10 protein-coding genes are annotated in these 13,962 nt (G+C 69.9%); 8 read left to right on the forward strand and 2 right to left on the reverse strand.

From position 1 onward, the window contains the following. Nucleotides 1–83 precede the first annotated feature (83 nt). The 5 genes from mtrA (at nt 84) to hpf (ending at nt 5,637) form a co-directional block, all read left to right on the forward strand. Nucleotides 84–764, forward strand: a complete 681-nt coding sequence (mtrA, locus tag ABC271_RS05445; protein WP_412923878.1) for an MtrAB system response regulator MtrA — start codon at nt 84–86, stop codon at nt 762–764. A gap of 7 nt (nt 765–771) precedes the next feature. Next, nucleotides 772–2,457: an MtrAB system histidine kinase MtrB gene (gene mtrB, locus ABC271_RS05450; RefSeq protein ID WP_412923879.1), complete on the forward strand. Its 1,686-nt coding sequence runs from the start codon at nt 772–774 to the stop codon at nt 2,455–2,457. Continuing rightward, entirely contained in the window at nt 2,454–4,112 is a 1,659-nt protein-coding gene (locus ABC271_RS05455) for an LpqB family beta-propeller domain-containing protein (protein ID WP_412923880.1), read from the forward strand. Before mtrB ends, ABC271_RS05455 begins: the two co-directional genes overlap by 4 nt. A 92-nt stretch (nt 4,113–4,204) precedes the next feature. After that, entirely contained in the window at nt 4,205–4,858 is a 654-nt protein-coding gene (locus tag ABC271_RS05460) for a ComF family protein (protein WP_412923881.1), read from the forward strand. 116 nt (nt 4,859–4,974) lie between these two features. Then, on the forward strand, nt 4,975–5,637 hold the full coding sequence (gene hpf / locus ABC271_RS05465) for a ribosome hibernation-promoting factor, HPF/YfiA family (RefSeq protein WP_412923882.1): 663 nt from the start codon (nt 4,975–4,977) through the stop codon (nt 5,635–5,637). Nucleotides 5,638–5,698: 61 nt separating this feature from the next. Here the strand turns inward: hpf and ABC271_RS05470 are convergent, their stop codons facing one another. Next, nucleotides 5,699–7,009, reverse strand: a complete 1,311-nt coding sequence (locus ABC271_RS05470) for a coiled-coil domain-containing protein (RefSeq protein WP_412923883.1) — start codon at nt 7,007–7,009, stop codon at nt 5,699–5,701. Between the two features lie 180 nt (nt 7,010–7,189). Here ABC271_RS05470 and secA point away from each other — a divergent pair, with 180 nt between their 5' ends. Both secA and ABC271_RS05480 read left to right on the forward strand, forming a co-directional pair. After that, nucleotides 7,190–9,991, forward strand: coding sequence for a preprotein translocase subunit SecA (secA, locus tag ABC271_RS05475; protein ID WP_412923884.1), 2,802 nt, complete (start codon nt 7,190–7,192; stop codon nt 9,989–9,991). A gap of 114 nt (nt 9,992–10,105) precedes the next feature. Continuing rightward, on the forward strand, nt 10,106–11,332 hold the full coding sequence (locus ABC271_RS05480; RefSeq protein WP_412923885.1) for a pyridoxal phosphate-dependent aminotransferase: 1,227 nt from the start codon (nt 10,106–10,108) through the stop codon (nt 11,330–11,332). Between the two features lie 6 nt (nt 11,333–11,338). Here the strand turns inward: ABC271_RS05480 and ABC271_RS05485 are convergent, their stop codons facing one another. After that, nucleotides 11,339–11,770, reverse strand: coding sequence for an Rv3235 family protein (locus tag ABC271_RS05485; RefSeq protein ID WP_412923886.1), 432 nt, complete (start codon nt 11,768–11,770; stop codon nt 11,339–11,341). 516 nt (nt 11,771–12,286) lie between these two features. Between ABC271_RS05485 and ABC271_RS05490 the strand changes: the two genes are divergently transcribed. Then, a complete protein-coding gene (locus ABC271_RS05490; protein ID WP_412923887.1) occupies nt 12,287–13,783 on the forward strand; it encodes a sensor histidine kinase in 1,497 nt (498 codons plus the stop codon). Nucleotides 13,784–13,962: the final 179 nt, after the last annotated feature.

Below are 13,962 nucleotides of genomic sequence, written 5' to 3' on the forward strand. Positions count from 1 at the left end.
GTCGACTACGCTCGGGGTGATGCGCCCCGCCCGCGGCGCATTGCCCGTTTCCGAATGGGGCCGAGACGGAAGACGCACACCCGATGACTTCACGGATCCTGGTTGTCGACGACGACACCGCGCTCGCCGAGATGATCGGCATCGTGCTGCGCACCGAGGGATTCGAGACGGCGTTCTGCGCCGACGGCGCCCAGGCGGTCGAGGCATGGCGTACCGAGCGTCCCGACCTGATCCTGCTCGACTTGATGCTGCCGGGCGTCGACGGAATCGAGATCTGCACGCGCGTGCGGGCGGAGTCCGGCGTCCCGATCATCATGCTCACCGCCCGCACCGACACCGCCGACGTGGTGAAGGGACTGGAATCGGGGGCGGACGACTACATCGTCAAGCCGTTCAACCCGAAGGAGCTCGTCGCGCGCATCCGCACGCGTCTGCGTCCTGCGCAGGCTCCGATCGACGAGACCCTGCGCATCGGCGACCTCGTCGTGGACGTCGCCGCTCACGAGGTGCGGCGCGGCGACGCTCCCATCGCCCTGACCCCGTTGGAGTTCGAGCTCCTCGTCGCCCTCGCCGAGAAGCCGCAGCAGGTCTTCTCGCGCGAGATGCTTCTCGAACAGGTGTGGGGCTACCACTACAAGGCCGACACCCGTCTGGTGAACGTGCACGTCCAACGTCTGCGCGCCAAGATCGAGGCCGATCCCGACAATCCCCGAATCGTCACCACGGTGCGCGGGGTGGGCTATCGCGCCGGCGCGGTGGCTTGAGGCTCCCATGACGGGCGCGGGACGCACGATCCCGGTCTCCCGGGTGAGGCGGCCGATCGACTGGCGTGGTCTCCGCGACCGCGTCTCGACGCTCTGGCGCAGGTCGCTGCGTTTCCGCACCATCGTGATCGCCGTCGCGCTCACGGCCACGACGATTCTGGTGACCTGTGTCGCCATGGCCCTCGTCATCCAGAACGAGCTGTTCACGGCGCGCAAGGATCAGGTGCTTCTGGAGGCGCAGCGAGCGACGGCGGCCGCCCAGGCGACCCTCGACGCAGCGGTGGACTCCACCGACCCCGCGGCGGCGCAGACGCTGATGAACGGGATCGCGACGCGCCTGTCGCAGCAGTCCTCCAGCGACCTCATCGCCCTGTACCGCATCGGGCCGCCTTCGCCGCTGGCCCCGCAGCCCTTCATCTCGCCGTCGTTCGACTCGCGCATCGTCACCGACGCCCTCCGCACCCAGGTGCAGTCCAACCCCGACCTGCAGTGGTGGCAGTCCGTGGCGCTGCCGTCGGACACGGGGCGCGAGGTTCCCGGCATCCTGGTCGGGCATCAATTGCGCTTCCCGGCGCAGGACGGCGTGGACTATTACGAGCTGTACATGGGGTACGACCTCACGAGCGCTTCCCAGACGCTGGCATTCGTCCAGGTTCTGCTGTGGGTGGTGGGCCTGGTGCTCGTCGTCCTCATCGGGGCCATCGCCTGGGTGGTGCTGCGGTCGGTGACGACGCCGATCGCAGACGCTGCCGAGACCAGCGCCAAACTCGCGGCGGGCGACCTCGGGGTTCGTCTGCCCGTGCGCGGAGAGGATGAGCTGGCGACCCTCAACCGATCGTTCAACGCCATGGCCGACAGCATCGAGTCGCAGATCAAGGAACTCGCGGATCTGTCGCTCGTGCAGCAGAGATTCGTGTCGGACGTTTCGCACGAGCTGCGAACGCCGTTGACGACGATCCGTCTCGCCGCCGACATGATCAACGACCAGCGCGCGGATTTCGAACCGACCACGGCACGTGCCGCCGAGCTGCTGCACGCGCAGGTGCAGCGGTTCGAGCTTCTCCTCACCGACCTGCTGGAGATCAGCCGGTATGACGCCGGGTCGGTTCAGCTCGAGCTCGAGCCGACGAGCATGGCCCACCTGGCCGAGGACGTCATCGCCTCGATGGAGCAGCTCGCCCACCAGCACGGCAGCGACGTGCGTCTCGTCGCGCCCGGGGGCTACACGCCCGTCGACATGGACGGGCGGCGGGTGCGGCGCATCGTCCGCAACCTTCTCGGCAACGCGATCGAGCACGGTGAGGGGCGTCCGATCGTCGTCACGGTCGACAGCGACCGGGATGCCGTCGCCCTCAGCGTCCGCGATTTCGGCATGGGCATGCGGGCCGACGACGTGGAGCGCGTGTTCGACCGATTCTGGCGGGCCGATCCGTCGCGCGTGCGCACGATCGGGGGCACCGGTCTCGGCCTCTCGATCGCGCTCGGCGACGCGCGTCTGCACGGCGGCACGCTGTCGGTATGGTCCGAGCTCGGGCACGGGTCGAACTTCCTGCTCACGCTTCCGCGCGACGGCCGCCCGCTCGGCGGTTCGCCGTTGCGTCTGGTGCCGGAAGACGAACAGGGCGGCGCTCTCGAGGCCCTCGGGCTGACGCAGCCCATCTCCCTCGGACGGACGGGGAGGACTCCCTCGTGAAACGCATCCTCGCCGGGCTCAGCCTGCTCCTGGTGCTGGCTCTGACCGCCTGCACGGGTCTCCCCACGACCGGCTACGTCAATCCGGGGCGCGGTCCGCAGGGCGACGAGGCGCAGCAGTTCGCGTTCGTGCCCGACGGTCCGCAGGACGACGCCTCCCCGACCGAGATCGTGGAGGGGTTCCTTCGGGCCGGCTCGGGGCCGGCGGACGACTGGGCGACGGCGAAGCTCTTCCTGGCTCCGGGAACGTCGTGGGACCCCCGCGCGCGTGTGACGATTGACCGTCTCGCCGACCGTCGGGCGACCGCGAACGCCGACGGGTCGAGCGTCGGCGTCCAGTTGACCACCGTCGCCGGGGTGGATGCCAACGGGGCCTACGCCCCGGCGGTGAACGGTGCCACCGAGGCCCTGTCGTTCACGCTCGCGCGCGTGGACGACCAGTGGCGGATCACGTCCGCGCCCGACGGTGTCGTGCTGTACGAGGAGGTCTTCCCGACCGTCTACCAGGCGGCATCCGTGGCCTACTTCGACCCGTCGTACAGCTTCATCGTCCCGGACGTGCGCTGGTTCCCTCGCCCGCTCGTTGCCAGTCGCGTGACGACCGCGCTCGTCGACGGCAAGCCCAGCACCTGGCTCGCGGGCGCCGTCAAGAGCGCGTTCCCCGACGAACTGTCGCTGGTGGGACGCTCGGTGACGCTCTCGTCCGACGGGGTGGCGCAGGTGCAGCTGCCGCAGGCGGCGCTGAGCCTGGACCGCACGACGCTGGACCGCATGCAGACGCAGCTCACCCGCAGTCTCGTGACCGCCGGGATCAGCGAGGTGCAGATGACGGTCGACGGCACGCCCATCGCCGCCAGCGAGCTGCCGGTCAAGGTCACGCGTGTCGATCCCTCACCCGCCGTGCTCACCGCGGACGGCACCTTCGGGGTGCTCAGCGGCGAGACCGTGGACACCATCCCCTCGCTCTCGGACGCGGTGGAAGCCCTTTCCCCCGTCAGCATCGAGCTGGAAGCCGACCGCAGCCTCGCCGCTGTCCTCACGCAGGAGGGTGTCGTGGCGAGCGTGCTCGCCGACGGGGGGAGCTTCGCGCTCGACACCCGACCGGGGCTCCTTCCCCCCTCGATCGACGCGCAGGGCGCGATCTGGAGCGTTCCCCGCTCTGCGCCAACACAGTTGCGCGCCTACACGCCGCAGGGCGTGCCGCAGGAGATCGGCAACGCGTGGCCGGATGCCTCGGAGGTGGTGTCCTTCCAGATCTCGCGTGACGGGACACGCGTGGCCGCGGTCGTGACGGTCGCGGGGGTCCGCGAGGTGTGGCTGGCGGGAATCGTCCGTGAGGGCACCGCGGTGAGTCTCGGACCGCCGCACGTCCTCTCCTTCTCGGAGCCCGGGGCGTTCGACCTCGCCTGGCTGGATGACACCACCGTCGGCGTGCTCACCTCGGTCGACGGCGCGGCGCGCCTCGACGAGCTCAGCGTCGGGGGACGCGGAACGGTCGGCGCGGTTCCCGAGAACGCTCAGGCGATAGCGGGCGGGAGCGCGAGTGTGCGCGTCCTCGACGACACCGGGCGGCTCTTCAGTCGCCGTGGAAGCTCGTGGACCCTCGTCGCGAGCGATGTCCGCGTGCTCGCCGTGCAGCAGGGCACCACGTCCTGACCCCTCCTCCCCGGTCGGCGAATTTCGCACTCCCTCCCCGGATCGGGTCGGCGCACCGGCGGGCGAGCGGTGCGAGACGGCATCCTTCCCCCATGAGCACCGTTCCGGTTTCCTGGTCGCATGGGGTCCGCGCGGCGGTCGCCGACGCGGTGACGTTCTGGTTCCCGGTGGCGTGTGCGGGGTGCGGGGCGCTCGACGTCGACGTGTGCGAGGGATGCCGGGCCGCCGTGACGCCCCGTCCGCGACGGCTCCCTCTCTTGCCCGACGTCGATGTCATCTCCGCCGTGGAGTTCGACGGCGCGGTGGCCCGGATGATCCGCGCGTTCAAGTCCGACGGCCGCACGAGCGTGGCTCGGGTGCTCGCGCCGGCGCTCGCCGCGGCGCTGGCCGCCGCGCCGCCGGGAGCGACCGTGACGACCGTGCCTGCGTCCCGGGCCGCCGACCGCCGTCGGGGGTATCGGCCCGTCGACCTTCTGCTGCGCAGGGCCGGTGGCCGGGCCGCGCCGCTCCTGCGGGTGCGCCGTGCGTCGGCGGATCAGCGCGGGCTGGGGCGCGATGCCCGGCGGACGAACGTCGCCGGGGTGTTCGCGGCGCGTACCCCTCCCGCGGGCACCGTCGTCGTCGTGGACGACGTCGTGACCACCGGCGCAACGCTCCGCGAGGCCGTGGGGGCGCTGCGCGCCGCCGGAGCGGAGCACGTGCTCGCCGTGACGCTCGCGTACACGCCGCGGCGGACCCACACATGAATCGGAGGTGATGAAAACGTGACAGCGCGGTGTCGACGCGACTACCGTGGGGATGACTGAAGGCGACGGCTGTTCCGCCCTTAGACCGGGCGGAACCCGGAACAAGGAGGTCACGGATGGACACCAGCATCGTCGGCGTGGGGGTCGGTATCACCGACCGATTCCGCTCGGTGGTCGAAGAGAAGGTCAGCCGGATCGAGCACCTCGCGCCCCGCGCGAACACGCTCGAAATCAAGGTGACGCATCGCTCCTATCGCAATGGCCGGATGGAGGACGACACGGTCGAGCTCACGCTCGATGGCAAGGGTCCCGTGGTCCGGGCGGAGGCGACGGATTCCGATAAGTTCGCCGCGCTCGACCTGGCCGTCGACAAGATCTCGGAGCAGATCCGGCGCGCGAAGCAGAAGCGCGTGGACGCCCGGAACCACCCGCGCGGTGCCAAGTTCGAGAAGGGCACGGGCGAGCTCGCGGGCATCGATGTCGAGCCCGCGTCCGTGGACGTGCTCCGCGCCGTCGCGACGGGCTCCGTCCCCGTCCAGGACGAGGCCGCCGAAGAAGAGGAGTACTGCCCGGTCGTGATCCGGCAGAAGCAGTTCGATGCCGAGTGGATGACGGTCGAAGATGCCGTCGACCGGATGGAGCTGGTCGGGCACGACTTCTTCCTCTTCATCGATGCCCGCTCCGACCACCCCAGCGTCGTCTACCGCCGCAAGGGGTGGGACTACGGCGTCATTGCGCTGGGCACCCAGGCCCCACCGGAGGTCGCGGTCGCGTCCTGAGACCGGAGAATTGAACGGGGCCTCGTCCGACGGACGGGGCCCCGTTGGCGTCGGTGGAGGCTCAGCCGTCGAAGATGTCGCCGAGGAGAGACCCGATCACGAGACCCCCGAGCATTCCGCCGACCATGTTGCCGCCGCCCATGCCGCCACCGCGGCCGTACCCGCCGCGACCGTAGCCGTCGCCGCCCCAGTCGTTGGGGCGGGACTGGTCGATGTCGCGCTGAGCCAGTTGGAGGGACTCGGATGCCAGCGCTCCCGCGCGCCGTGCCGTAGCCAGCGCCGTCTCGCGCTCGTCCTCGGCGATCGGGCCGAGGGGGAGGCCGGCGCGCAGCCGCTCCGCTTCAACGAAGCGCGTGCGGGCGTCGGCCCCGATCCAGCCGCGGTGGCCGGTGATGAGGCCGCGGGCGACGGCGAGCTGGCTATCGGCGTCGTCGATGGCGTGCTCGACCTGTGCCTGCGAGGGCACCGGCCGCGCGGCGCGCTCCCGCGCGATATCCAGATCGGCGTTGGCCTGGCGCAGGGACGAGAGCGCGGCGAACGGATCCGTGCGCGTTCCGGCCGCGGGCAACGCCGCGAGCTCACGTTCGAGCGTGGTCATCGCCTGCCGCACGACGGGGGTCTGCGGGCCGCGGCGAGCCTCGACGAGGTCGCCGCGGGAGTCGTCGATCACGGCGGCGAGCGTCGATTCGGCGCGCAAGGCCTCGATCTCGAAGGTGTCGACGGCATCCAGCAAGGATTCGGCGCGACGCACGGCCTCGGTCGCGGCCTCCAGCGCCACGGAGGCCTGCTCGCGCTGGCCGGCCTCGCGGCGGCGCTCGGAGACGCCGGCGGTGTGCACGGCGAAGTCGAGGAGCTGCTGCACCTCCTCGGGGTTGCCCGCGACCTGCTGCATCGCCGAAGGGCTGTAGCGCTGCGCGAGTCGCTCGACCACCTCTCGGGCGTGGGGCACGAGCTCGGCGAGGCGGTCACGGTCGGCACGCACCCGCGCGAGCGTCTCGGGGGCCCGGCGCACCGCGTCGATCTTGGGCTGCAGGACGAGGGTGCGCTCCTCGAGGAGGTCTTCGGCCCACTCGGAGAGCTGAATGATGCGGGCGTTTCGCGTCCGCAGCTCTTCCTTCGTGTCGGGGATCTCGTCGTGGTTCAGCTGGTGGAGCTGGAAGGCTTCGGCCAGGTGCACCTTGACCGACTGCAGCGCCGCAGCGAGGTCTTCGGTCGCCTTGTCGCCCAGTTCGGCGCGCGCGAAATCGAGTTCGTCGGAGGTCAGCCGGACGCGCTCGTCCGCGGCGACGATGGCGAGTTCGGCGCGGCGCGCCAGATCGGCATCCGCGGCATCCTGCTCTTCGCGCTTCCTCTTACCCCAGAAACCGGCCATGGGTCGATCCTAGGCCGGGTGTCCTCGCGCCAGCCCGGTGTTCGCTTGAGGCGCGAGGGACGGGACGAAAGCCAGCGGGCTCGCAGGTCACGAACGGGTAACACGGATAACATGAGTGGGTATGCCTGTGCGCAGGCCGGCGTCCAGAGGGACGCCGCACCCGACAGATGGAGATGCTTCGTGGCCAATCCGCTCGAGAAACTGCTGCGCGCCGGAGAGGGGCGCATCCTCCGCCGACTCCAGGGTGTCGTGAAGGCGACCGGAGCCCTCGAAGAGGACTACGAGCAGCTCACCGACGAGGAGCTGCGCAACGAGACCGTCGAGCTGCGTGCGCGGTACGAAGCCGGCGAGACGCTCGACCAGCTGATGCCCGAAGCATTCGCCGCCGTCCGCGAAGCGGCCAAGCGCACGCTCGGCCAGCGCCCGTACGACGTGCAGGTCATGGGCGGCGCGGCCCTGCACCTCGGCAACATCGCCGAGATGAAGACCGGTGAGGGAAAGACGCTGACCGCCGCGCTCCCGGCCTACCTCAACGCGATCGCGGGCAAGGGCGTCCACGTCATCACCGTCAACGACTTCCTCGCGAGCTACCAGTCCGAGCTCATGGGCCGCGTGTACCGCGCGCTCGGCATGACCACGGGGACCGTCGTGTCGGGTCAGACGCCCGAGGTCCGGCGCGAGCAGTACGAGGCCGACATCAGCTATGGCACCAACAACGAGTTCGGCTTCGACTACCTGCGCGACAACATGGCCTGGCGCAAGGAAGACCTCGTGCAGCGCGGTCACTTCTTCGCGATCGTCGACGAGGTCGACTCGATCCTCATCGATGAGGCGCGCACGCCGCTGATCATCTCGGGTCCCGCGTCGGGCGAGGCCAACCGGTGGTTCACCGAGTTCGCCAAGCTCGCGCGTACGCTCGAGGCCGGCGTCGACTACGAGGTCGACGAGAAGAAGCGCACGATCGGCGTGCTCGAGCCCGGTATCGAGAAGGTCGAGGACTACCTCGGCATCGACAACCTGTACGAGTCGGCCAACACTCCGCTGATCTCGTTCCTCAACAACTCGATCAAGGCGATCGCGCTGTTCAAACGCGACACCGACTACGTCGTCATGAACGACGAGGTCATGATCGTCGACGAGCACACGGGGCGCATCCTCGTCGGGCGCCGCTACAACGAAGGCATCCACCAGGCGATCGAGGCGAAGGAGGGCGTGCCGGTCAAGGCCGAGAACCAGACCCTCGCCACGGTCACCCTGCAGAACTACTTCCGCCTGTACGAGAAGCTCTCGGGCATGACGGGTACCGCCGAGACCGAGGCGGCGGAGTTCATGTCGACCTACAAGCTCGGCGTGGTGCCCATCCCGACCAACAAGCCGATGGTCCGCAAGGACCAGCCCGACCTCGTCTACAAGAACGAGACGGCGAAGTTCGCGCAGGTCGTGGAAGACATCGCCGAGCGTCACGAGAAGGGCCAGCCGGTCCTGGTGGGGACGACGAGCGTCGAGAAGAGCGAGTACCTGTCGCGCCTGCTCTCCAAGAAGGGCGTCCGACACGAGGTCCTCAACGCCAAGAACCACGCGCGCGAAGCCGAGATCGTCGCCCGCGCCGGTCGCCTGGGCGCCGTGACCGTCGCCACCAACATGGCCGGTCGCGGTACCGACATCATGCTCGGCGGCAACGCCGAGTTCCTCGCGGTGCAGGAGATGAAGGCGAAGGGTCTCGATCCCGTCGAGACGCCGGACGCGTACGAGGCCGAGTGGGACACCGTCTACCAGGCCGTCCGCGACACCGTGGCCGAGGAGGCCGCGAAGGTCACGGAGGCGGGCGGTCTGTACGTGCTGGGCACCGAGCGGCACGAGTCGCGACGCATCGACAACCAGCTGCGCGGTCGCTCCGGCCGTCAGGGTGACCCCGGTGAGAGCCGCTTCTACCTCTCGCTCACCGACGACCTCATGCGCCTGTTCCAGTCGGGCGCGGCCGAGGCGATCCTCGCCCGCACGAACTTCCCCGACGACGTCGCGATCGAGTCCGGTCTGGTCTCGCGCGCGATCAAGAGCGCGCAGTCGCAGGTCGAGGCGCGCAACGCCGAGATGCGCAAGAACGTCCTGAAATACGACGACGTCCTCAACCGTCAGCGCGAGGCGATCTACGCCGACCGTCGGCACATGCTGCAGGGCGATGACATCGCCGACCGCGTGCAGCACTTCATCGAGGATGCCATCACCGCGATCATCGACGACCACACCGGCAGCGGTCACACCGAATCGTGGGACTTCGACGCCCTGTGGACCGAGCTCAAGACCCTCTACCCGGTGAGCGTGACGATCGACGAGGTCGTCGCGGAGGCGGGCGGAAACAAGGGACGCATCACCCCCGAGGGACTCAAGCGCGAGATCATCTCCGATGCCCGCATCGCGTACGAGACCCGCGAGCAGGCGCTCGGCGCCCCCGCGCTGCGCGAGCTCGAGCGCCGCGTCGTCCTGCAGGTGCTCGACCGCCGGTGGCGCGAGCACCTCTACGAGATGGACTACCTCAAGGACGGCATCGGCCTGCGCGCCATGGCCCAGCGCGATCCTCTCATCGAGTACCAGCGCGAGGGGTACCAGATGTTCCAGTCGATGATGGGTCAGATCAAGGAGGAGTCCGCCGGATTCCTCTACAACCTCGAGGTCGAGGTCCGAAAGGGCGAGGGCGTCGAGGGCGCCCAGGTCGAGGCGAAGGGTCTTGCACCCACCGCGGTGGAGGGCCAGCGCCTGGAGTACTCCGCCGCGAACGACGCCGGTGAGGTCGAGGTGCGCAACGACCGCGGCCAGGTGCAGCAGGCGGCGACCAACCGTCTTCGACAGGCCGGTCAGGCCGCCGCGCCGGTCGCCGAGGCCGCGCCCTCCGGCCCGCGCGGAGCTTTCGGCCAGCGCACCGCGGCCGCCGAGCCGGCCGCGAACAACCGCGCCGACCGTCGCGCCGCGGGCAAGAAGAAGTAACGCCGGTCTCTCGGATGCCGTGTCCCCGCCGTCTCGCGGGGGCGCGGCATCCGTGCGTTCGGGGAGGCCACGCGTGGTCGATTGGCTGGTTCGGCCCGGGGATATCCTGAGGCGATGAGCCCGCTGCGCCCCCTCGATCAGTCATCGAAGTTGAAGGATGTCCTCTACGAGATCCGCGGGGAGGCCCTCGTCGAGGCCGATCGACTCGAGGCCGAGGGGCACTCGATCCTTAAGCTCAACACCGGCAACCCCGCGATCTTCGGGTTCGAGGCGCCGCATCAGATCGTGCGCGACATGATCGCGTCGGTCCCGCACGCGCACGGTTACAGCGACAGCCGTGGCATCCTGTCGGCTCGGCGCGCGATCGTGTCGCGGTACGAGCAGGAGCCCGGTTTCCCGCACGTCGATCCCGACCACGTGTACCTCGGCAACGGGGTCTCGGAGCTGATCACGATGACGATGCAGGCGTTGCTCGACGAGGGTGACGAGGTGTTGATCCCGGCGCCGGACTACCCGTTGTGGACGGCGATGACGAGCCTGGGCGGCGGCACCCCGGTGCACTACCTGTGCGACGAGTCGCGGGAGTGGCAGCCCGATCTGGAGGACATCCGGTCGAAGGTCACTCCGCGGACGAAGGCGATCGTCGTGATCAACCCGAACAACCCCACGGGTGCGGTCTACTCGCGCGAGGTGCTGGAGGGGATCGCCGACATCGCCCGCGAGCACTCGCTGCTGCTGCTGTCGGATGAGATCTACGACCGGATCGTGTTCGACGACGCGGTGCACATCCCGATGGCGACCGTGGCTCCCGACCTGCTGTGCCTGACGTTCAACGGCCTGTCGAAGACGTACCGGGTGGCGGGGTACCGGTCGGGATGGCTCGTCATCACCGGTCCCAAGGCCCACGCCGAGGGCTTCCTGCACGGCATCAACCTGTTGGCATCCACGCGGTTGTGCCCGAACGTGCCGGCGCAGTTCGCGGTACAGGCCGCGCTGTCGGGAGTGCAGTCGATCGACGCCCTCATCGCTCCGACGGGGCGTCTGCACGAGCAGCGGGATGCCGCGTGGGAGGGCCTGGAGGCGATCCCGGGCGTCTCGTGCGTGCTGCCGCGGGGTGCGCTGTACGCGTTCCCCCGGTTTGACCCGGAGGTGTACGAGATCCCCGACGATGCGAAGTTCGTCCGCGATTTCCTCGTCGCCGAACACGTGCTCATCGTGCAGGGCTCGGGCTTCAACTGGCCGACGACCGACCACGTGCGTATCGTGACGCTTCCCGAGGCGCGCGTGATCTCGGATGCCGTCGAGCGCCTGGGCAACTTCCTGTCGTCCTGGCGGGCCTGACACGCGTCACAGGAGAGCGAGAGCGGTCACGCGCCACCGTCCGTCGAGTCCTTCGATGCGCAGGGCGACAGCCCGCGTCCGTGTGCGCGCGGAGGCGATGACGGTCGCCTCGACGACCCCGTCGGTCGGCGACGAGAGGTGCACGGAACGGATCTCGTGCACGTCACGCGGCGCGGGCATCCGGCGGGCGCTGCGGGCGCGGGCGGCGAGACCGGCGCGCACCACCACGGCTCGGTAGACCTCCTCGGTGGTCCATCGGGCCAACTGCTCCGCCTCGCGGACACCGGCGAAGACCTCGAGCACACCGCGGACGACGTTGCGCGTGAAGACCTCGGCGGAGGGGAGACGCTCCGACGAGGTGCGTTGCGGGGCGAAGAAGGCGTCCGGGCGGACGGCGGCGGAGGTGGTGGCCGAGCCGCGGGGGAGAGATGCGGGCATGGGGGGACTTCCGTGTCTCAGGGTTCCGGTGGGGCAGTCACACGACCGTAGGACGGGGCCGACCGGTGAAGCGAGCATCCCCGACGACCGCGCATCGAACCATCCGCGGGTGAAACCCGTCCGGCGTTCCGCCCCCACGACGCGCGTCTCCGCGACCCCGGAGTCCGGGGCAGCTCGCGCCCTGTGACCGTTCTGACAGGGCTGTGCGACAGGCGCTTTCTTCCTGGTCATCGAGAGAGTCCTCGATGCGGGCGGTCTCGACGCGCCGCCGACCCCGCGTCGCGAGGCGAACCCCTCCGATCCGCCCCTCACCCACGAGCGACAGCACGCCCGTGGCATCGATCTCCCGCACCTGCGCGACGAATTCCGGGGATCCGAACCGGTCAGGGGGTGACGGCGCTTCTGGTGCGCGATCATCATGTCCCCCGAGTTGCCGGTCCGGCCGATTCACCTGTGTTCTTCACCCGGTCCGCCAACCGGCCCGGCTCGAGGGCCCGCGCGGCTTAGGGTGAGAGAGTGTCGACACTCAGCGAACTCGTCTACGCCCAGGGCCGCTCCAGCGAGGCCGACGTCGAGTGGCTGCACCGGCTCGCCGGCGATGGTCAACTGCTGGCCGACCTGGCGTTCGCCGACATCGTGATCTGGGTGCCCACGCCCGATGACTCGTTCGTCGCCGTCGCGCACACCCGGCCCGGTGGCGCCGCGACCCTCTTCTACCGTGACATCGTGGGCGACCGCGTGCGTCCGCAGTGGCGTACGCAGGTGCGCGAGGCGTTCCAGAGCGGGCGCATCGTGGACTCGGCATCCCCGGACTGGTTCGAAGAGACCCCGACGCGCGTACGCGCGGTGCCCATCGTCCGCGAGCTCTCGCGCGAAGGACACCCCGTGACGACCGTCGGCGTGCTCACGCGTCACACCAACCTCGGCGAGACGCGCACGCCGTCTCGCCAGCAGATCACCTTCAACGACTGCGCCGACGACCTCTTCGGCATGATCTCGTCGGGGGAGTTCCCCGATCTGAAGGCTCCGACCTCACCGCGTCGCGGCGCCCCGCGTGCCTCCGACGGCCTCATCCGCCTCGACGTCGACGGCATCACCACCTTCGCGAGCCCCAACGCGCTCTCCGCGTTCAACCGCATGGGCTTCGACGACGAGCTCGAGGGAGAGTCCCTCGCAGAGGTCACCGAGCGCATCCTCCCCGCCAAGCGGCAGGACGTCGACGAGTCGCTCCCGATCGTCGTGACCGGCCGGGCGCCGTGGCGCGCCGACATCGAGGCGCGGGGCGTACAGGTGTCGCTGCGCACGATCCCGCTCCGCGACCGGGGCACGCGCATCGGAGCGATCGTGCTCAGCCGCGACGTGACCGAGATCCGTCACCAGGAGCAGGAGCTCATCACCAAGGACGCGACGATCCGCGAGATCCACCACCGCGTCAAGAACAACCTGCAGACCGTGGCATCCCTCCTGCGCATCCAGGCCCGGCGCACGCACTCGGACGAAGCCCGGGATGCCTTGACCCAGGCCATGCGACGGGTGTCGGCCATCGCGGTGGTCCACGACACCCTGTCCGAGGGACTGGCGCAGAACGTCGACTTCGACGACGTGTTCGCGCGCGTGCTGAAGCTCGTCGCCGAGGTCGCCGCGGCCCCCAACACGCGGGCGCGCACGCGCAGCACGGGCCGGTTCGGGACGCTGCCGAGCGAATACGCCACACCCCTCGCGCTGGCGCTCACCGAGCTCGTGACCAATGCCGTCGAGCACGGGCTGGCGGGTCAGGAGGGCGACGTCGAGATCTCCGCCGAGCGCGGCGACGAGATGCTCGAGGTGCGCGTGCGCGACACCGGGGTGGGGCTGCCGGAGGGTCAGGTCGGTCGCGGTCTCGGGACGCAGATCGTGCGCACCCTGATCCAGGGCGAGCTCGGGGGAACCATCGACTGGCACACCCTCATGGGCAGCGGCACCGAGGTCACGATCGAGATCCCGCTGCGCTACATCGATCGCATCAACGCCTGACGCACGCGGAGTCGGCGCGGCGCGGGGGAGCGGCGTCGTCGGCGTATCCTCAGCGATCCGCACAACGTCAGCTCAGAACGGCGTCAATCCACTGAGGTTGTGCGGATCGCGGACCTCGTGCGGCGGCCGTGGTCGCTGCGGCGCGTGCCGCGCCGCGTGGGCTGCGACCGCCGCGACCC

The organism is Microbacterium canaveralium (assembly GCF_047238045.1).
In the GTDB taxonomy this organism is placed as follows: domain Bacteria; phylum Actinomycetota; class Actinomycetes; order Actinomycetales; family Microbacteriaceae; genus Microbacterium.